Annotated in this window: 15 protein-coding genes and 1 pseudogene; 3 read left to right on the plus strand and 13 right to left on the minus strand. The window is 60.6% G+C overall.

The window, feature by feature from the left end; translation table 11 throughout:
* Positions 1 to 1,018 precede the first annotated feature (1,018 nt).
* From DTA24_RS15905 to DTA24_RS15930, 6 genes are read right to left on the minus strand one after another with little or no spacing between them, the layout of a single operon-like run.
* Positions 1,019 to 2,449 (minus strand): amino acid permease, encoded by a 1,431-nt coding sequence (locus tag DTA24_RS15905; protein ID WP_008805091.1) that lies wholly within the window; start codon positions 2,447 to 2,449, stop codon positions 1,019 to 1,021.
* A gap of 9 nt (positions 2,450 to 2,458) precedes the next feature.
* Entirely contained in the window at positions 2,459 to 3,454 is a 996-nt protein-coding gene (gene astE, locus DTA24_RS15910) for a succinylglutamate desuccinylase (RefSeq protein WP_123836940.1), read from the minus strand.
* A 10-nt stretch (positions 3,455 to 3,464) separates the two neighbouring features.
* Positions 3,465 to 4,805, minus strand: a complete 1,341-nt coding sequence (gene astB / locus DTA24_RS15915; protein ID WP_004148240.1) for an N-succinylarginine dihydrolase — start codon at positions 4,803 to 4,805, stop codon at positions 3,465 to 3,467.
* Between the two features lie 21 nt (positions 4,806 to 4,826).
* Complete coding sequence (gene astD / locus DTA24_RS15920) at positions 4,827 to 6,293, minus strand: succinylglutamate-semialdehyde dehydrogenase (RefSeq protein WP_123836941.1); 1,467 nt, start codon at positions 6,291 to 6,293, stop codon at positions 4,827 to 4,829.
* Positions 6,284 to 7,306: an arginine N-succinyltransferase gene (astA, locus tag DTA24_RS15925; protein ID WP_164481339.1), complete on the minus strand. Its 1,023-nt coding sequence runs from the start codon at positions 7,304 to 7,306 to the stop codon at positions 6,284 to 6,286. Before astA ends, astD begins: the two co-directional genes overlap by 10 nt.
* A gap of 18 nt (positions 7,307 to 7,324) precedes the next feature.
* Entirely contained in the window at positions 7,325 to 8,530 is a 1,206-nt protein-coding gene (locus tag DTA24_RS15930) for a bifunctional succinylornithine transaminase/acetylornithine transaminase (protein WP_012968351.1), read from the minus strand.
* Positions 8,531 to 8,699: 169 nt separating this feature from the next.
* Between DTA24_RS15930 and DTA24_RS28255 the strand changes: the two are divergent.
* Positions 8,700 to 8,846 (plus strand): annotated as a pseudogene (locus DTA24_RS28255) (hypothetical protein).
* A gap of 212 nt (positions 8,847 to 9,058) precedes the next feature.
* Positions 9,059 to 10,333, plus strand: a complete 1,275-nt coding sequence (locus tag DTA24_RS15935; protein ID WP_008805096.1) for a Glu/Leu/Phe/Val family dehydrogenase — start codon at positions 9,059 to 9,061, stop codon at positions 10,331 to 10,333.
* A 64-nt stretch (positions 10,334 to 10,397) separates the two neighbouring features.
* On the opposite strand, the gene DTA24_RS15940 is transcribed toward DTA24_RS15935, so the two are convergent.
* From DTA24_RS15940 to DTA24_RS15970, 7 genes are all read right to left on the minus strand, one after another.
* Positions 10,398 to 11,051, minus strand: coding sequence for an HAD family hydrolase (locus DTA24_RS15940; RefSeq protein ID WP_064160344.1), 654 nt, complete (start codon positions 11,049 to 11,051; stop codon positions 10,398 to 10,400).
* Positions 11,032 to 11,817 (minus strand): AfsA-related hotdog domain-containing protein, encoded by a 786-nt coding sequence (locus DTA24_RS15945; RefSeq protein WP_012541915.1) that lies wholly within the window; start codon positions 11,815 to 11,817, stop codon positions 11,032 to 11,034. Before DTA24_RS15945 ends, DTA24_RS15940 begins: the two co-directional genes overlap by 20 nt.
* A 13-nt stretch (positions 11,818 to 11,830) precedes the next feature.
* Positions 11,831 to 13,036: an acetyl-CoA C-acyltransferase gene (locus DTA24_RS15950; RefSeq protein WP_039103271.1), complete on the minus strand. Its 1,206-nt coding sequence runs from the start codon at positions 13,034 to 13,036 to the stop codon at positions 11,831 to 11,833.
* A gap of 2 nt (positions 13,037 to 13,038) precedes the next feature.
* Positions 13,039 to 14,523 carry an FAD-dependent oxidoreductase gene (locus DTA24_RS15955; RefSeq protein WP_046622571.1) on the minus strand — a complete coding sequence of 495 codons (1,485 nt, stop codon included), beginning with the start codon at positions 14,521 to 14,523 and terminating at the stop codon, positions 13,039 to 13,041.
* A gap of 61 nt (positions 14,524 to 14,584) precedes the next feature.
* Positions 14,585 to 15,649, minus strand: coding sequence for an aldo/keto reductase (locus DTA24_RS15960; RefSeq protein WP_008805101.1), 1,065 nt, complete (start codon positions 15,647 to 15,649; stop codon positions 14,585 to 14,587).
* On the minus strand, positions 15,646 to 16,833 hold the full coding sequence (locus DTA24_RS15965) for an MFS transporter (protein WP_008805102.1): 1,188 nt from the start codon (positions 16,831 to 16,833) through the stop codon (positions 15,646 to 15,648). The genes DTA24_RS15960 and DTA24_RS15965 overlap by 4 nt, the downstream gene beginning before the upstream one ends.
* 49 nt (positions 16,834 to 16,882) lie before the next feature.
* A complete protein-coding gene (locus tag DTA24_RS15970) occupies positions 16,883 to 17,881 on the minus strand; it encodes an aldo/keto reductase (protein ID WP_032732908.1) in 999 nt (332 codons plus the stop codon).
* 100 nt (positions 17,882 to 17,981) lie between these two features.
* Between DTA24_RS15970 and DTA24_RS15975 the strand changes: the two genes are divergently transcribed.
* Positions 17,982 to 18,896, plus strand: a complete 915-nt coding sequence (locus tag DTA24_RS15975; protein WP_023322523.1) for a LysR family transcriptional regulator — start codon at positions 17,982 to 17,984, stop codon at positions 18,894 to 18,896.
* Positions 18,897 to 18,995: the final 99 nt, after the last annotated feature.

Genomic DNA, 18,995 nt, shown 5'->3' on the forward strand with positions numbered 1-18,995 from the left:
CGCTTGCGCGTGCCTGGGGGGATCACGCTGCGGGGGAAACCGCTCATCCCAGGTCCGTAAGCATGTAGGCCCGGTAAGGCAGCAGCCGCCACCGGGCAGAAAAGCCGCTGCGGAGCCGAGTATCCCGCCCGGCAGCGCTGCGCTTGCGCGGGCCTACAGGGGGATCACGCCGCGGGGGAAACCGCTCATCCCAGACTCAGTAAGACAGTAGGCCCGGTAAGGCGCCAGCCGCCACCGGGCAGTAAAGCCGCTACGGAGCCGACTATCCCGCCCGGCGGCGCTGCGCTTGCGCGGGCCTACAGAGGGAGATCACGCCGCGGGGGAAACCGCTCATCCCAGGCTCAGTAAGTCAGTAGGCCCGGTAAGGCGCCAGCCGCTACCGGGCAGAAAAGCCGCTACGGAGCCGACTATCCTGCCCGGCGGCGCTGCGCTTGCGCGGGCCTACAGAGGGAGATCACGCCGCGGGGGATACCGCTCATCCCAGGTCCGGTAAGCATGTAGGCCCGGTAAGGCGCCAGCCGCCACCGGGCAGTAAAGCCGCTGCGGAGCCGACTATCCCGCCCGGCGGCGCTGCGCTTGCGCGGGCCTACAGAGGGAGATCACGCCGCGGGGGGATACCGCTCATCCCAGGTCCGGTAAGCATGTAGGCCCGGTAAGGCGCCAGCCGCTACCGGGCAGAAAAGCCGCTACGGAGCCGACTATCCTGCCCGGCGGCGCTGCGCTTGCGCGTGCCTGGGGGGATCACGCCGCGGGGGAAACCGCACCTTCCAGGTCCGGTAGCATGTAGGCACGGTAAGGCGCCAGCCGCCACCGGGCAGTAAAGCCGCTACGGAGCCGAGTATCCTGCCCGGCGGCGCGGCGCTTGCGCGGGCCTACAGAGGGGGATCACGCCGCGGGGGAAACTGCTCATCCCAGGCTCAGTAAGACAGTAGGCCCGGTAAGGCGCCAGCCGCCACCGGGCAGAAACAGACGTAACGTCTTCACCTCCTGCTTAGCCGGCCAGGTTGGCCGGCGAGTGTCAGGCGCTCTGGTTATCCAGTGTCAGTTGCCCCTCACGCCGCTGCTTCAGCTTCCAGAAGCCCCACAGCGCGATAAACCACAGCGGAGAAGCCAACAGCGCCAGCAGCGTGTCCGGGTCAAAGATCATGATGAAGATGGCGAAGGCGAAGAACAGCAGGCTCACCCAGCTCATTACCACCCCGGCAGGCATCTTAAAGATCGACCCGGCGTGCAGGTCCGGACGCTGACGGCGATAGACCAGATAGGCCACGAGGATCATCCCCCAGCTGAACACCACCATAATCGCCGCCAGGGTCGAGACGATGGTGAACAGGGTCATCACATTCGGTACCAGGAACAGCAGCAGCGTGCCGATCAGCATGCAGAAGCAGGAGAACAGCAGGCTACGCACCGGGATGCGGGTATTGCGCGACAGGATGCGAAACTGCCAGTGCGCATGCTTCTCCACCGACAGGCCGTACAGCATGCGGGTGCTGGAGAAGACGCCGCTGTTGGCCGAGGACATCGCCGAGGTTAGCGCCACGAAGTTAATCACCGCCGCCGCCGCGGGCAGCCCGGCTTTGGCAAACAGCGTCACGAACGGACTGGTCTCCGCCGATACCCCCGGCCAGGAGGCGACGGCGATAATCACCACCATCGACAGCAGATAGAAGATGATAATCCGCAGCGGCAGAGCATTGATCGCCTTGGGCAAAATGCGCTGCGGATCGCGGGTCTCCGCCGTCATGGTGCCCAGCAGCTCAATGCCGGTAAAGGAGAAGATCGCTATCTGGAAGCCGGCGAAAAAACCGGTGATACCGTGAGGCATAAAAGCCGTCGGGTCGGTAAGATGGCTGAGAGAAGCCGTCACGCCGTCCGGAGAAGTCCAGCCGGTGGCAATCATCCAGCCGCCGGTGCCGATCAGGGCGATAATGGTGATCACCTTGATCAGGGCGAACCAGAACTCCGCCTCGCCAAACATTTTCACCGACAGCAGGTTAAGCAGGAACAGGATCGCCAGCATGCTGAGGGCCGGCATCCATGCCGACAGTTCCGGGAACCAGTACTGCATATAGCTCCCGCAGACCACCACGTCGGCAATGCAGGTCACTACCCAGCTTAGCCAGTAGGTCCAGCCGAGGTAAAAGCTGGCCTGCGGCCCGAGATACTCGCCGACAAAGTCGGCAAACGAGCGGTAGTCATGGCGGGTGAGCAGCAGCTCCCCCATCGCCCGCATCACCATATAGGTAAAGAACCCGACCAGCACATAGATCACCAGAATCGAGGTGCCGGCAACGGCGATGTTGCGCCCCGCCCCCATAAACAGCCCGGTGCCGATGGCGCCCCCGAGGGCAATCATTTGAATGTGGCGGGCGCCGAGCCCGCGTTTAAGCTGTGACGCGCCCTCACCTCCGGCGGCAGGAGACGCCTGATGTTGATGTTCAGTCATGGTGTTTCCTCAGGCTGGTTGTGGGAGGCGAAGAGCCGCGGCGCGCAGCAGCAGCCCGGCGCGCTGACCGGTGGCGACCCCGGCATTGGGAAAGAGGATATAGGGGGCCCGGGCCTGCACCACCCACCGTTTCTCCGCCTGGCGAGCGATTTCGTACCCCGCCGGGAGCGCGGTGAAGTTCTCAACGTTGGCCGCGAGATTAAGCATAAATTCCCCCTCGCGCTTGATGATGCTCTCCTCGACCAGGAAGTAATCCACCGGCGCTTTGTCGCGCGGCGGCAGCGGCGCGTCAGAAATCCAGGCCCGGATCGCCGCGTCGGTGGCGGCGAACAGGCTGAGATCGTTGGCGCCGAACGGCATCACTTCCCCCAGCTCCAGGGTGGCGCTTTGCGCGGCGAACTTTTCGCAGGTGAAATGGGTGAAGGTGCCGCCCGCTTCGGTATGGCGCACGATGGCGTCCATCCCGCTGGCCTGCAACAGCTGGTAGAAGCCAGGCGAAAAATCCTCCGCGTGGGCCGGGAGCAGCGCAAACTGGCGATACAGCGACCCGCGAATGGCGGTGTGCATATCGAGATGGCTACGGTTGACCGGACCCGCCACATCGGCGGCGCGATAGAAGGCCTGCACCGCCTGCTCCAGCGCAAAAGCCCGCCGCGACTCATTCCCCGGGGTGACCGCCAGATGGCGGCCGCCGAACAGGCGATTCAGGTCGTTGTGCAGATAGCGGCGTGCGGCGCGGATCGCCGGCAGGTTACCAAAGACGATCAGCAGCGCCTGAGTGAGCGGCTGCCGCCCCTGGCTCAGATCGTGGGTCAACTGCAGCAGCAGCTCCGTCGGCGCGGTCTCATTGCCATGCACGCCCGCGGAGAGGATCGTCGCCTGGCGCCACGGCGCCGTCGGCAGCAACTGCAGGATCCCCTCGCCCAGCCAGCGGGCCTCGATGCCCGCCGGGAAGCTCCACTCCTGCAGGCGGCAGTGCAGTAAATCGTTAACCAGGTGCTCCATCTGCCGCTCCTTAACGCTGAAAATCATAGACCGCGCCCAGGCGCAGGATCTGCGTCAGCTCATCCAGCGCCTGATAAACCTCGCGCAGCAGCTGCGGGTCCGCCAGATCGCGGGCGTGCAGCCGGTCGCGATAGTGTTTTTCCACCCATGCCGTCAGCTGCTGATAACGCTCGTCGTTCATCAGACTGTGGGCGTTGACCGCCTGGCGTTCAGCCTCGTTGAGCACCACCCGCAGCCGCAGACAGGCCGGGCCGCCGCCGTTGCGCATGCTTTCCCGCAGGTCAAAGACCGCCACTTCATCGATCGGCGATGCGCTGTCGGCGGCGAGGTCGCTCAGATAGCGCCAGACGTTTTCCCGCTGGCGGCACTCCTCCGGCACCACGATCAGCATCTTGCCGTCAGGTTTACTCAGCAGCTGGCTGTTGAACAGGTAAGAGGCCACCGCGTCATCGAGCGACACCCGCTCGTCCGGCACTTCCACGCTGGTGAACGGGATATCCAGACTGTCGCTTTTAGCCCGTAGCGTCGCCAGCACCGTCGCCTGATCGACAAACGCCTGCTGATGGTGGAACAGCACATGGCGATTGCTGACCGCGATGACGTCGTTGTGAAACACGCCGCGATCGATAGCCTGCGGCGCCTGCTGGGCAAACACCGTGTAGCGCGGATCCAGCTGATGCAGGCGGGCCACCGCCTCGCTGGCCTCGAGGGTCTGCCGCGCCGGATACTTCACCGGGGCGATCCCGCCGCTGGCGCGTCGACCGTAGACAAAAAACTGCACCCCCTGTCGGTCATACTCCCGGCAGAAGCGGTTATGGTTGGCCGCCCCTTCATCGCCGAGGTCGCCATGCTGCGGCAGCGCCGCATGGTGGGCGAAGTAGCGCGGATCGGCGAACGTGGCGCCCAGGATCGCCGAGGTGGTGGGCGCCTCCTGCATACGGTGCAGCTTATTGTTCAGGTTGGCGACGGTGAAATGGACTTTGCCATCGGCACTGTCCGCCGACGGTGAGACGGTCGCCGCGTTGGCGGTCCACATCGACGAGGCGGAGCTGAAGGCGGAGAGCAGCTGCGGCGCCGCGTGGGCCGCCTGCCGGATGACCTGCTCATCGCTGCCCTGGAAACCGACTTCGCGCAGCAGACGTAGATTCGGCCGCGGCTGGGGCGGCAGAATGCCCTGCACGAATCCGCGATCGGCAAGGGCTTTCATTTTATACAGCCCCTGCAGCGCCGCCTTTTTAGGGTTAGAGAGACCATCGCGGTTATTTTGCGAGGCTTCATTGCCGACGGAGAGTCCGGCGTAGTGGTGCGTCGGGCCGACCAGGCCATCAAAGTTTGCTTCAAAACCAGACATATGTCCTCACAGGATCCGTTATCAGAATGGCAGGCCCGGCGATACCGTCGCCGGAAGCGTCAGCGTATCGCTGACCAGAGAGGCCATCGGCCAGGCACAGTAATCGGCGGCGTACCACGCTGCCGCGCGATGGTTGCCGGAGGCGCCCACCCCGCCAAACGGCGCTTTACTCGAGGCGCCGGTCAGCGGCTTGTTCCAGTTGACGATCCCGGCCCGCGCCTCGTCCGCCAGCTGGTCAAACTGCGCCGCATCGCTGGAGATCAGCCCGACGGCCAGGCCATAGCGGGTCTGGTTGGCGAGGCGAATGGCCTCCGGGAAATCGTCATAACGGATAACCGTCAGCAGCGGGCCAAAGTATTCTTCATCCGGCACCTCGATACCGGTGACGTCGACGATCCCCGGCGTCAGCACCGTGGAACGCGGGTCGGGCTGGCGCATGCGCAGCAGCACCTTGCCGCCGAGCCCCTCCAGTTTTTGCTGCGCCGCCAGCATGTTCTGCGCGGCGTCGAGAGAAATCACTCCGCCCATAAACGGCGCTGGCTGGTCATCCCACTTGCCGGCGCGGATCTGCGCGCTGGCCGCGACCAGCCGCTGCAGCAGCGCATCCCCCTGCTCGCCGCGCGGCACGATCAGCCGGCGCGCGCAGGTGCAGCGCTGCCCGGCGGAGATAAACGCCGACTGGATAATCACATGCAGCGCCGCATCGACATCGGCCACGTCGGCGACGATCAGCGCGTTGTTGCCGCCCATCTCGAGGGCCAGCATCTTCTCCGGCTGGCCGCCGAAATAGCGATGAAAGTGGAAACCGGCCGCCGCGCTGCCGGTGAACAGCACGCCGTCGACATCACGATTTTCCAGCAGCGCCTGGCCGGTGGCTTTTCCGCCCTGCAGCAGATTGATCACCCCGTCGGGAACGCCCGCCTGCTGCCACAGCTGGACCGTCATTTCGGCGGTGGCCGGCGTCAGCTCGCTGGGTTTAAACACGATGGTATTCCCGGCAATCAGTGCCGGAATGATGTGCCCGTTGGGCAGGTGGCCCGGGAAGTTGTAGGGACCAAAGACCGCCATCACGCCGTGCGGTTTGTGGCGCAGCTGTGCTTTTCCGTCCGGCAGCGTCGACTCATGAAAGCCCGTCCGCTGGTGATAGGCCTCGATGGAGATCGCGGCCTTGCCGATCATCGCCTGTACTTCGGTGCGGGTCTCCCACAGCGGCTTGCTGGTCTCGCGGGAAATCTGGGTCGCCAGCGCCTCTTTATGTGTCTCCAGCAGCGCGGCAAAACGCTCCACCACGGCAATACGCTCGGCCAGCGGCCGGTGCGACCAGGGGTAAAACGCCGCGCGCGCCGCGGCGCAGGCCGCCTGGACGTCGTCGGCACCCGCGCTGGCCGCCTGCCACAGCAGCGACTGATCCTCCGGGGCCAGTTTGCTCATCGTTGCCCCGCTGCCCGCCTGCCACTGCCCGGCTATAAACTGTGCTTTTACCGCCATGATCTGTTTTCCTCTGGATTCAGGGTTACCGTATAAACGCGGTCAGTATCACTGACCTGCAGCGCGTCCAGCGCGGCGGCATCCAGTGAGACCTGCTCTTCGTGGGCCACCAGCAGCGCCCGGAAATTGTCGAACTGACCGTTGGCGACGAGCGTCGGCGCCAACAGCGTACCCATCAGCTGCCGGGCCGGCAGACACTGGCTGTCGCGCACGGCGCGGATCTGATCGGTGTTCGCCTCCAGCACCGGACCGGCATCGAAAATATCCACCGAGCCGCGCCAGCTGAATCCCTCTTTCTCGAGGATCGCCCGCGCCGGGGCGGTATTGGGATGCACCTGACCGATGACCTCGCGGGCCGCTTCCGGCAGCAGTGAGATATAGATCGGGTAAGCCGGCATCAGTTCGGCAATAAAGGTTTTCATGCCGGTGCCGGTCAGCCGGTCGGCATCGGCAAACGGGATGTCGAAGAAGTGATGGCCCAGCGCATCCCAGAACGGCGACTGCCCTTGCTCATCGCTGCAGCCGCGCAGTTCTGCAAACAGGTACGGGGAAAACCACTCGCGGAAGGCGGCGATAAATAAAAAGCGCGCCTTGGAGAGCAGCAGACCATTGCGGTTGCGCTGATAGGCCGGGTCGAGAAACAGCGTACACAGTTCGCTGTGCCCGGTGTGGTCATAGCTGAGATTAAGCAGCTCCTGAGGCTTATAGACTCCCAGCGCTTTCGAGGCGCGAACCGTTTTCTGAATGCGAAAATTGTAAAACGGCTCGTCCAGGCCCACCGCGACCTCAATGGCGCTCACCCCCACCACCCGCGCCAGCGCGGTGTCTTCCAGCACAAACAGGAAACCCTGCTGGCCGCGCGGCAGTTCGCCGGCGAAGGTCTCGATACTGCGCTGGATACGGGCGGCCAGGCGCCCGGCATCATGCGGTAAGGAGGTCATGCCGACCCCCGCCCGCGCGGCAAGGCGGACGATGTCGTCGAGATCGTTTTCCCGTACGGGACGAAATAGCATCACAGGCCGTCCTCCCGGTTAGCGGGTTAAGCGAGCAACGGCGCGATCAAGGCGCACGAAGGCTTCCGCAATATCCGCCAGCGGGATATTGAGCGCCGGCGCGAAGCGCAGCACGTCCGGGCCGGCAATCAGGGCGATCAGCCCCTCTTCCGCCGCCAGGTTGGTCAACGTTTTGGCCTTGCCGCGCAGCGGCCCCGCCAGCTCAGCGCCGATCAGCAGACCGGTGCCGCGCACGGCGCTGAACGCATCGTAACGGGCAGAGATCGCATTCAACTGGTCAACAATCAGCGCATGGCGCTCGCCAACGCCCGCCAGCAGCGGCGCATCGAGATGGGCCAGCACGGCGTTAGCGACGGTCGCCGCCAGCGGGTTGCCGCCGAAGGTGGTGCCATGGGTGCCGGGCTGGAAGACCTGCGCCCAGGCCTCTTTCGCCAGCATCGCGCCGATTGGGAAGCCGCCCCCCAGCCCTTTGGCGCTGGTGAGGATGTCCGGGACGACGTTGTAGTGCTGGTAGGCGTAGAGATGGCCGGTACGGCCCGCCCCGGTCTGCACCTCATCGAATATCAGGGTCGCGTGATGGCGATCGCAGAGGGTGCGCAGCGCCTGGAGGAACGCCGGGTCAGCGGGTATCACGCCGCCTTCGCCGATGATCGGCTCGACGATCACCGCACAGGTGCGCGAAGAGATGGCCGCGGTGACCGCCTCGATGTCGTTATAGGGCAGATGGGTAATGCCCTGCGGCAGCGGAGCATAATCGCTGGAATATTTCGGCTGGCCGCCGACGGAGACGGTGAACAGCGTCCGGCCATGGAAGGCATGGTTGAAGGCGATGATTTCGCTTTTTTCACCACCAAACTTATCGTGAGCGTATTTCCGCGCCAGTTTGAGAGCGGCCTCGTTGGCTTCGGCGCCGGAGTTGCAGAAAAACACCTTATCGGCAAAGGTCGACTGCACGAGGGTTTTCGCCAGCTGCAGCACCGGCTCGTTGGTATAGCCATTGCCGATATGCCACAGTTTCGCCAGTTGATCCTGCAGGGCCTGAGCCAGCGCCGGATGGGCATGGCCTAAGGCATTCACCGCAATGCCGCCCGCCATATCGATATACTCTTTCCCCTGCTGGTCCCAGACGCGGGAACCCGCCGCCCTGACCGGAATAAACGGCGCGGGGGCAAAACAGGGAACCAGGTAAGCGTCAAAATCTTCGCGAGTCATAGTGCCTGACATCATTCATCTCCGGAACGTAAGACGACGGAAAACGCTCCCGCCGCGTTGGACAATCGACATTAACCCTGACCCTCGGCTTATTTTGGGCACGAGCGCGCCCGCTGTGATGGCAAATATATTCACCACAGGAAAAATAAGCCCTATTTATTTTGCGGGTATTTGTTAATTCATGGTTAACGTCATGTTGTTGTGTGGGCTAATGCTGGCCTGTGAACAATAAGATTGTCAATACGGGGGGAAGCAATTTATTCACTTTTTGAAGATCATCAAGATAATGAAAAACATAGAAAAAATATTTTCCTATGCACTTAAGTGAATAAAAAGTGAATTAAAATGCACAGCTTGCGGGTGGTTGGCGTGCGTAGTTATTCACTTAAAAAATAAAAAATCTAACAAAAATTTAAAAATCGGAATTGCCGTCAAATACCGCTTTATAAAATTGGTGATACCATTCATTGCACAGAGTTTACTGCTGTAGCTATTCCACGGTTTTACACGACATAAATAACACTGAGAAACAGGACTCTTATGGAAAAGTTATCTTACGCATCTGAAAGTAGTACATCTCCATGGACCACCTACCTGCGCCAGATCGACCGTGTCGCGCCTTATCTCGGCGATCTTGCCTACTGGGTGGAAACCCTGCGCCATCCGAAGCGTGCGCTGATCGTCGACATTCCTGTGCAAATGGACGACGGCACCATCCGCCACTTCGAGGGCTATCGCGTTCAGCACAATCTGTCGCGTGGACCGGGTAAAGGTGGTGTTCGCTACCATCCGGATGTCGATCTTAACGAAGTCATGGCACTTTCTGCCTGGATGACCATTAAGTGCGCCGCGGTCAATATTCCTTACGGCGGGGCCAAAGGCGGCATTCGCGTCGACCCCTTCTCACTGTCAGAAGGTGAACTGGAGCGTCTGACCCGCCGCTACACCAGCGAAATCGGCATTATTATCGGGCCGCAGAAAGATATCCCGGCGCCGGACGTCGGCACCAACGGTAAAGTAATGGCGTGGATGATGGACACCTACTCCATGAACCATGGCACCACCATCACCGGCGTGGTCACCGGCAAACCGATCCACCTCGGCGGCTCCCTCGGCCGTGAAAAGGCCACCGGGCGTGGCGTATTTGTCACCGGCCGGGAAGTGGCTCGTCGCGCCGGTATCGAAATTGAAGGCGCCAAAGTGGCGCTGCAGGGCTTTGGTAACGTCGGTAGCGAAGCAGCCCGCTTGTTCGCCGGCGTCGGCGCCCGCGTGGTGGTCATTCAGGATCATACCGCGACCCTGTATAACGAAGGCGGGATTGATATGGCCGCCCTCACCGCCTGGCAGGCGGAGAAAAAGCAGATTGCCGGTTTCCCTGGCGCCCAGGAGATCGATAAAGACGCCTTCTGGACCACCCCGATGGACATTCTGATCCCGGCGGCACTGGAAGGGCAAATCACCCGCGAGCGCGCGGAGAAGCTGACCTGCAAACTGGTGCTGGAAGGGGCCAACGGCCCAACCTATCCGGAAGCGGACGACGTGCTGGCCGAGCGCGGCGTGATCGTAGTGCCGGACGTTATCTGTAACGCCGGCGGGGTGACCGTCAGCTATTTTGAGTGGGTGCAGGATATGGCCAGCTTCTTCTGGAGCGAAGAAGAGATCAACGCTAAGATGGACCGCATCATGACCGACGCCATTATTCACGTCTGCGATAAAGCCGCCGAGAAAGCGTGTACGCTGCGTACCGCCGCCTATATCGTGGCCTGCGAGCGCATCCTGATGGCGCGTAAAGACCGCGGCATCTACCCGGGCTGATCCCCGTCAGGGTGTGAATCAGGGGGTGGCGTAGCGCCGCCCCCTTTTTTTCGCTATCGTGCCGTCAACCGCCGTTAGACCACAGCACCGGCCATCCCCGACGCTGCGACTCCGCCAGCAGCGCTGCGCACGGATTGACCGCGCAGGGGTTGCCAACCAGCGCGAGCAGCGGCAGATCCGAGATATGGTCCCCAAAGGCATAGCACGCCGCCAGCGGCTGGCCCCGTTCCTGCGCGTAGCGTTGAGCATGCAACGCCTTATGTTCGCCAATGGCGGTCCGCCAGAGTTCCCCGGTATAGTGTTCGTCAACCACCACCGGCTCTGAACACAGGGCATGCTCCACCCCCAGCGCCGCCATCGCCGGCCAGAGAATGTCGGTCATCGATCCGGAGACAAACACCACGTCATCCCCGCGCGCCTGATGTTGCCGGAGGATCGCCACCACCTCTCGGTGAAAACCGTACCCACCTTCGCGATACAGTGCCTCAGCAACCGCCCGTACCTGGGCGCGCGGCTCATGGCGAAACAGCGAATAGTAGTAGCGATTGATCGCCTCCCGCGGTTGACCCGCTTTGCTAAGCGCCTGGAGCTGGCGGACAATCGCCGCGGCCGTCAAACCGCACTGCAGCGAATATTCCTCGGCATAGCGGTGCAGAAACAGGAACATACTTTTGCCGGTAATCAGCGTTTCATCCACGTCAAAAAAGGCGATGCTCATCCCCGTCCCCCTGCTCAATACTGACCAGATAATGTTGATGGCAGAGCGCCGCCTGCTCACACTCCTTACGAGTAATGTAGTTCAGGTCATAGACGCTGAAGCTAAAGCCGACTTCCGCTTTGCGGGTGCCGGTCTGGTCAAAACCGACCGAACACTCGCAGGTAAAGCGGCCGTGGGCTGAGCTTTTGCGCGACACCACATTCAGCACAATGGTCACCGGCAGCGGGAAAACAAAGCTGGAAAAAGCTACCTGCAGCGAGCTCAGCGTGAAGTACTTCTCGTCCATCGCCACGCCCGCCTCCGCCAGCAGAAATTTCTCCGAGGTGGCGATGATGGTTTGCCGCGCCGCCTCGATCAGCACCATCCCCTGGATGTGTTGCCCGGTCTGGTGGTCGCAGAGCAGCTCCGAGGCGTCCTGCAGGATCAGACGCGCGCAATAACTATCTTCATCGCGTTTTTCCGGCGAGGTGATGAGGATGTTCTCTTTTTTACGTTTATGCACCAGCCGCTGATGATCGCGGTTGTTTTGATAATAGAGATCCTGCAGATTGACGATCTGGCGGATTTTATCCGGATAGTGCTGACGAATAATGCAGACCGTGCGGGAGATGTCGTCGAGCTGCACGCCCTGACCAATGACGATTTTATCGACGCCGGCGAGCTCGCCGCTCCAGACAAAACGCTCAAACTCGTTGACGGTCAGCACGTTCTGATGCCGCCGGGCAAAATCGGTAAATTTCTCACCCACCACAATTAATTTTTCCATGGCGCTTGTCTCCTCAGATCGTTTTCACAATTAACGCAATACCCATCCCACCGCCGATACACAGCGAGGCCAGGCCGGTCGGTTTATTCTCCCGGCGCAGCGCGTGCAGGAGGCTCACGACAATCCGGGTTCCGGAACTGCCGAGCGGGTGCCCGAGGGCAATCGCGCCGCCGTTGACGTTCAGGCGGGCGGCTATCTCCTCCGCCGTCATCTGATGCTCGCGGGCCAGCCCCTTGACCACCCCCAGCACCTGCGCGGCAAAGGCTTCGTTAATTTCCAGTCGCGCCATATCGCTGAGCTGAAAACGCCCGCGGCGCAGAGCGCACGTCATGGCCGGCAGCGGCCCAAGCCCCATCATCGCCGGGTCGACGCCGCCCTCGCCGAAGGCGACTATCTCAGCCAGCGGCCGCAGGCCGTACTGCGCAACGGCGCGCGCCGAGGCGAGGATCACTGACGCCGCGCCGTCGTTCAGCCCCGAGGCGTTGCCCGCCGTGACGCTCCCGTCGCGACGAAAAGCCGGTTTCAGCGCCGCCAGCTGGTCGGCGCTAAGGTCATGGCGGATCTGCTCATCCTCGCGGACCACGCTGACGCCCCGCTTCGCGCTGACCGTCACCGGCACTATCTCCTCGGCAAAATGGCCGGCGCGGCTGGCGGCGGAGGCTTTTTGATGGCTGTCGAGGGCGTACTGGTCCTGTTCTGCGCGCGAGATCTGCTCATGCGCGGCGATGGCCTCCGCCGTTTCCCCCATCGGAATATGCAACAGCGGATCGGTTAAGCCATCGCTCTGGATCAGATCCTCGCTGCTGAACGCGCCAAATTTCATGCCGCCCCTTATCTCTCCCCGCAGCAAAAACGGCGCCTGGCTCATGTTTTCCATCCCGCCAGCGACGACCATGTCGGCATAACCGCTCTGGATATGGATCGCCCCTTCGGTAATACTTTTCATACCGCTACCGCAGATCATATTCAGGGTGTAAGCCGGCTTTTGCACCGGGATCCCCGCCCGCAGCGCGACCTGACGCGCCGGCCCCATCCCCTGCCCGGCGGCGAGGACGCAGCCGCAGATCACTTCGTCAATCCACGCCGGGTCAATCCCGGCCTGCTGCAGGTTGTGGCGGACGGTGAGCGCGGCCAGTTCCACCGCAGAGACCGTTTTCAGGGCGCCAAGAAAACGCCCCACCGGCGTACGGCAGGCCGCGACGATATACACTTTATTCATGATTATTCCATTACGTAGAGCGAGGAAAGATACTGCGATGTCCCGGCTTCGCTGCCGGTAAAGCCCACATAGCCATCGGGATTGATCACCGCATAGTCATCGCGGCCAATCTGTAGCGCCTCGAGAAACGCCTCGTCCGCCGGGTCAAGGGCGCAGAATATAAACCAGCCGCCAGGTTTCAGGCGGGATAAGGGAGGACAGTCGACGCGCGCGGAAAAGACCACGACCTTACCGCTGGCGAAGGCGTCATAACTGTTGCGAAACCTCGCCTGCGGCGAGGTAAAGACGTACCACGGGACATGGTGGCCCATCAGGCCGTTCGGGTGAGCGCTCTGCGGCGCGGCAAAGCCGGCGTACTGCAGCGGCAGCTGGTGGCGATAATAGTGACGATTGCAAAACTCCGGAAAGTAGACCGCGTCGATATGATTTTTCGGCACCAGACCGGCAATCAGGCCGGTATCGTGATCGGTGGCATGCAGCACGCCGCTCACCGCGGCGAAGCGCTCGGTGCGATAGGATGCCAGCAGCCGGTCGCTGGCGACGCCATGCAGGTAAAAGGCCAGCTTCCAGGCCAGGTTAATCGCATCCTGAATACCGGTATTCATCCCCTGCCCGCCAATCGGACTGAACAGATGGAAAGCATCGCCTGCCAGCATGATATTGTGCTGCAGATTGTCATCGGCGATCCGGTTATAGAAGTTGGCGCTGGAGGACCAGGTCAGCGCCTGCGCCGGAGGAACCTCGGGGCAGAAGCGCGCCAGCGCCACGTTGATCTCCTGCAGATCCGGCACCGGACGCGGCGACGGTAATCGACCGGCTCTTTTAATCACGATCCTGACCTGATTGTCCGGCATGGGCAGAAAGATCAGAAAGCCCAGCTCGTCAATATAGTAAGAGGTTCCCGGGAGCGTCGCCGCGCTGGCGAACTGCACGTCCGCCATTACAAAATGCAGCGGGTAATCATGGCCGCTAAAGCCAATCCCGGCCAGCTCCCGGACGGTGCTGGCCGCGCCGTCGGCGCCGATAATATAGTCATAAGTAGCGGAACAGGCCCGGCGGGCATCGTCGAGCAGAGAGACGTGATAGCGCCCTTCCTCCCGCCGCCAGGAGACCAGCTGATGTCCGCGTTTCACCAGTTGACCGGCCTCGGCCAGCGCCGTTTCAAGGATCTTCTCCGTCCGCGGCTGCGGGATACTGACATGGAAGGGATAGCAGGTGGGGAGATGGCGGTTATCAATATGCAGAAACTTGCGGTTTTTATACCAGGCGTAAATTGACTGAACCTGCTTGCCCTGGGCGGTCAGCTCCCCGGCAAGGGCTAAGCCGTGGAAGGCTTTAATCGTCGCCGGACTGACGCTCAGCGCTTTGGACCAGGTGGTGCTGTGTGTATTTTTATCAATAATATCAAAATCAATTCCATACTTATTCAGATAGCAGCCAATGATTAACCCTACCGGGCCGGCGCCAACAATGAGTACTTTTTTCACGATCGAGCCTCTCTGTATGCCCCCAGGGGGGCATACGCGTGTTGCCTGGGTGCAGGGTGAGTTAGGGGTAGATATCGTCGGCCAGACGGCGATCGCCGGCGACATTGCAGATATGCCAGTAGGGATAAGGCTTCTCTTTTTCGCTCACGCTGTTGAGGATCGCCGCCTCCTCGTCGCTCAGCGTCCAGTTCAGTGCCGCCAGGTTATCCTCCAGCTGGGCGAGTTTGGTCGCGCCGATCACCAGCGATGTGATCCCCGGGCGGGTACGCAACCAGTTGAGCGCCACCTGCGCCACGCTGGCGTTGCGCTGACGGGCAATCTCCTGCATCACTTCCAGAGTCTGCCAGGCTTGTTCGCGATTGGCGATCGGCGCCGACTCAAACGGGGTGGCGTTCGCCAGCCGACTGCCCTCAGGAAACGCCTGATTGCGAGGGTATTTACCGGTGAGGAAGCCCCCGGCCAGCGGGCTCCAGACGGTGATGCCGACGTTCTGATCGACGCTGAGCGGGATAATCTCATGCTCCAGTTCTCGCGCGGCGATATTGTAATAGCCCTGATAGACGCAGAATTTTTCCAGTCCGAGGCGCTCTGAGATCCCCAGCGCCTTCGCCAGCTGCCAGGCCGCGTAGTTGGAGACCCCGATGTAGCGAATTTTCCCGGCGCGAATCAACGCATCCAGCGTCCGCAGGGTATCCTCCAGCGCGGTGCGCGGATCGAACCCGTGGAGATGATATATATCGATATAATCCGTTTTCAGCCGCTGCAGGCTGGCGTCGACGGCATTAATAATATGGTAGCGCGACGCCCCCAGCGCGTTCGGATTGGGGTCGGTCTGCCAGCGTCCTTTGGTGCCGATAATCACCTGCTGGCGTTTCCCCTTCAGCGCGTTACCGAGCAGCTCTTCGCCCTGGCCGTTTTTATAACAGTCCGCGGTATCAAAAAAGTTAATCCCGGCGTCCAGCGCTTTGTACACCAGATCGTATGCCGTATGCTCAGGCACCACGCCGAATTCCGACCAGTTGCGTCCCGGCGCGCCGAGAAAGGCCCCTTTTTCACCAAACGTCATGGCGCCAAAACAGAGCTCCGACACCGACAGCCCGGTGGAACCTAAATACCGATACTTCATGCTTGACTTCCTTTTAAAGGTGACAACGTCACGCTAGCGATAACAAATCCGCTGGCGGTCAGGCATGCACCGGCCAGGGGAATATGCGAGAGGGAGACGCCGGCGGTGAGCAACAGCCCACCAAACCAGGCGCCAGCGGCATTGCCGAGGTTAAAGGCGGCGATATTGCACGAGGAGACCATGCTTTTGCCGGTCTCACTGCTGTCCAGCGCCTGCATCTGCAGCGGCGGAATGGTGGAGAACATCGCCGCCCCCAGCAGAAACACCGCCGCGCAGGCGCCGGGTAGCGTCTGAATGGCGAACGGAAAGAGGCACAGGACGACGATAAGCAAGGCCAGGGTCAGCAGCAGCGCCCGGCGGACCCCACCGTCGGTCAGGCGGCCGCCGAGGTGATTCCCGGCGACCATCCCGACGCCAAACAGCACCAGCACCGGTGGAATGAGATGTTCGCTCATCCCGGTGACGGTTTTCAGCATGGGCGCAATGTAGGTAAAGGCGGCGAAGACGCCGGAAAACCCGAGCGCGGTGATCAGCAGGCTGCGCAGCACCGTCGGATGGCGCAGCACCTTCAGCTCGTCGCGGATCCGACTCTGCACCGCCGGTTGGGCCTGACGGCCGGGCACCAGGGCAATGACTGCCAGGGCGGAAAGAATGCCAATCAGCGTGACCATAAAGAAGGTGTAGCGCCAGCCAAGGTATTGCCCTACCCAGGCGCCGAGGGGCACGCCCAGAATATTGGCCAGGGTGGCGCCGAGAAAGACGGCGGAGACCGCCGAAGCCCGTTTATCCACCGGCGCCAGCTCCGCGGCATAGACCGAACTGATGCCGAAGAATGAGGCGTGAGCTAAGGCGGTTATTACCCGGAAAATAATGAGCATGGTCATATTACCGGCAATACCGCAACCTAAATTACCGATGGAAAACAAGATCATCAGAAATAACAACGCCGGTTTTTTGGGGTAGCGGCTTAATAGCGGTGTGAGGAGCGGCGCGCCAATCACCACCCCACAGGCATAAGCGGTAATAGACCAGGCGGCAAGCGTAATGGATATATGAAAATCATGGGCCACATCAAGCAATAATCCCATAATCACAAATTCGGTGGTACCAATACCAAATGAGCCCACGGAAAGCGCATAAACTGCCGCAGGCAATCCCGCCGAACGGGAAACAGCAATAGTCATAAGTAACCTCATCTCCCGCCAGGACGGCGGGAGAATAGTATTCAGGGAGTTATTTTTCGATTAAGTTAAAGTCGCCCTGGTTATAGCGTAAGCCAGTGACGTTATCGGGAGTGAAAATATCTTCGATGGTGAGAATATCCTCAGGAGAGAGGGTAATATTGGCGGCTCCGGCATTATCACGCAGATGGGCAATTTTTCTCGCCCCCGGGATAGGCACGATATCCTCGCCTTTGCTCATGACCCAGGCAAGGGCAATCTGCGCAAGGGTCGCGTCATAGCGCGTGGCCACCTGCTGCAGGCGCTCAAGCAGCAGCTGGTTTTTGCGCATGGTCTCGGCCTGGAAGCGCGGCAGATTGCGGCGGAAATCATCCTCAGCGAAGACGCCAGGATCGGTGATTTTTCCCGTCAGGAAGCCGCGGCCCAGCGGGCTGTATGGGACAAAGCCCACCCCCAGCTCGCGGCAGGCGTTGAGAATACCGGCCTCCGGCTCGCGGGTCCACAGCGAGTATTCCGTCTGCACGGCGGTAATCGGATACACCTTGCAGGCCCGGCGCAGCGTCTGGGCTGAGACTTCCGACAGTCCGATATGGCGAATTTTCCCCTCTTTAACCAGGTCGGCCATGGTGCCCACCACGTCTTCCACCGGCACCGCCGGATCGACGCGGTGCTGATAGAGCAGATCGATGGTCTCGATATTCAGCCGCTTCAGCGACCCTTCCACTGACTCGCGAATATGTTCCGGACGACTGTCGACGCCGGCCATCCGCTCCAGTCCCTGGCCGGTCGGCAAAATACGAAAACCAAACTTGGTGGCAATCTGCACCTTATCGCGGATACCTTTTATCGCTTTCCCGACAAGAACTTCATTATCGAAAGGACCATACACTTCGGCAGAATCCAGGAAGGTCACGCCCATGTCCACCGCGGCATGAATCGTATTAATCGCCTGCGACTCCTCGGCGCCGCCGTAGGCGAAACTCATTCCCATACATCCGAGACCCAATGCGGAAACCTGGAACTTCTCTTTTCCGAGATAACGTGTTTTCACCTTATTTTCCTTACGTGCTGAATGTTATTAAATATATACTTCCCTTTTACATTGATAACAATTAATCTATTCCGAACGCGGTGTTAGCTGGAAATTAACAATGAAAACCTTGCCGGATTTGCAACAAATTGAAATATTAATACTCATAGTGAAACATGGCAGTTTTCGCCAGGCCGCCAGGGCATTAAATCTTTCACCACCGGCCCTCACCAGCGCTATTAATCATCTGGAAGAAAAGTTAGGCGTACGCCTGCTGAATCGCTCGACGCGCAGTTTGTCATTAACTACCGTGGGTGAGGAATTTCTTAATAATATGACGCCGGTGGTCAATGATTATCGCCGGGTGGTTGACAGCCTGAATTATCATCGCCTGACGCCGGAAGGCGTGGTGAAAGTCAATTTACCGCGTATTGTTCTTGACCTGTTTTTTCAACACTATTTTATTGCCTTTAAAACCGCCTATCCCGATGTAACGCTCGAACTGTATACCACCGATCGGAAAGTCAATATTATTGAGTCCGGTTTTGACGCCGGTATTCGCTATTCGCAGGATGTGCCCAAAGATATGATTGCCATCCCCTTTGGCGAGAAGCTGTCGCTGATCCCGGTGGCCAGCCCGGCCTATATCCGCGAGGCCGGCGAGCCCGACACCCCGCAGTCGCTGGTCAATTTCCGCTGCATCAACCGCTGTTTTCCCAGCGGTGAAAAGTACCGTTGGGAGTTTATTAGCCCCAGCGGTGAGCCCAGTGAAGTTTCGGTCAGAGGCGATCTGGTCGTTGATTCCGATACGGCGATGATCCAGGCGGCGGAGAGCGGATTAGGCATCGCCTTTGTCTATCAGTCGCTGGTGACGCAGCAGTTGAGCGCGGGCAGCCTGGTCCGTTTGTTACCCGACTACCACTATCCTGCCGACCATTTCTGCGTCTACTACCCGAGCCGGAAACATATACCGGTGCCGCTGCGGGCCTTTATCACCTGGGTCATGGCGCAGAATAAGAGCATCCTCAGTGAGTAGAGGGTTCGCGGGTTAACCCATCGCTATTAGCCACAATAAACGCACATACCGTTAACCAATTTTTTTCCTTCGCCTTGAATTATGGCGGTCGCCCGACAT

The organism is Klebsiella sp. P1CD1, from assembly GCF_003790505.1.
GTDB classification, from domain to species: Bacteria; Pseudomonadota; Gammaproteobacteria; order Enterobacterales; family Enterobacteriaceae; genus Klebsiella; species Klebsiella variicola.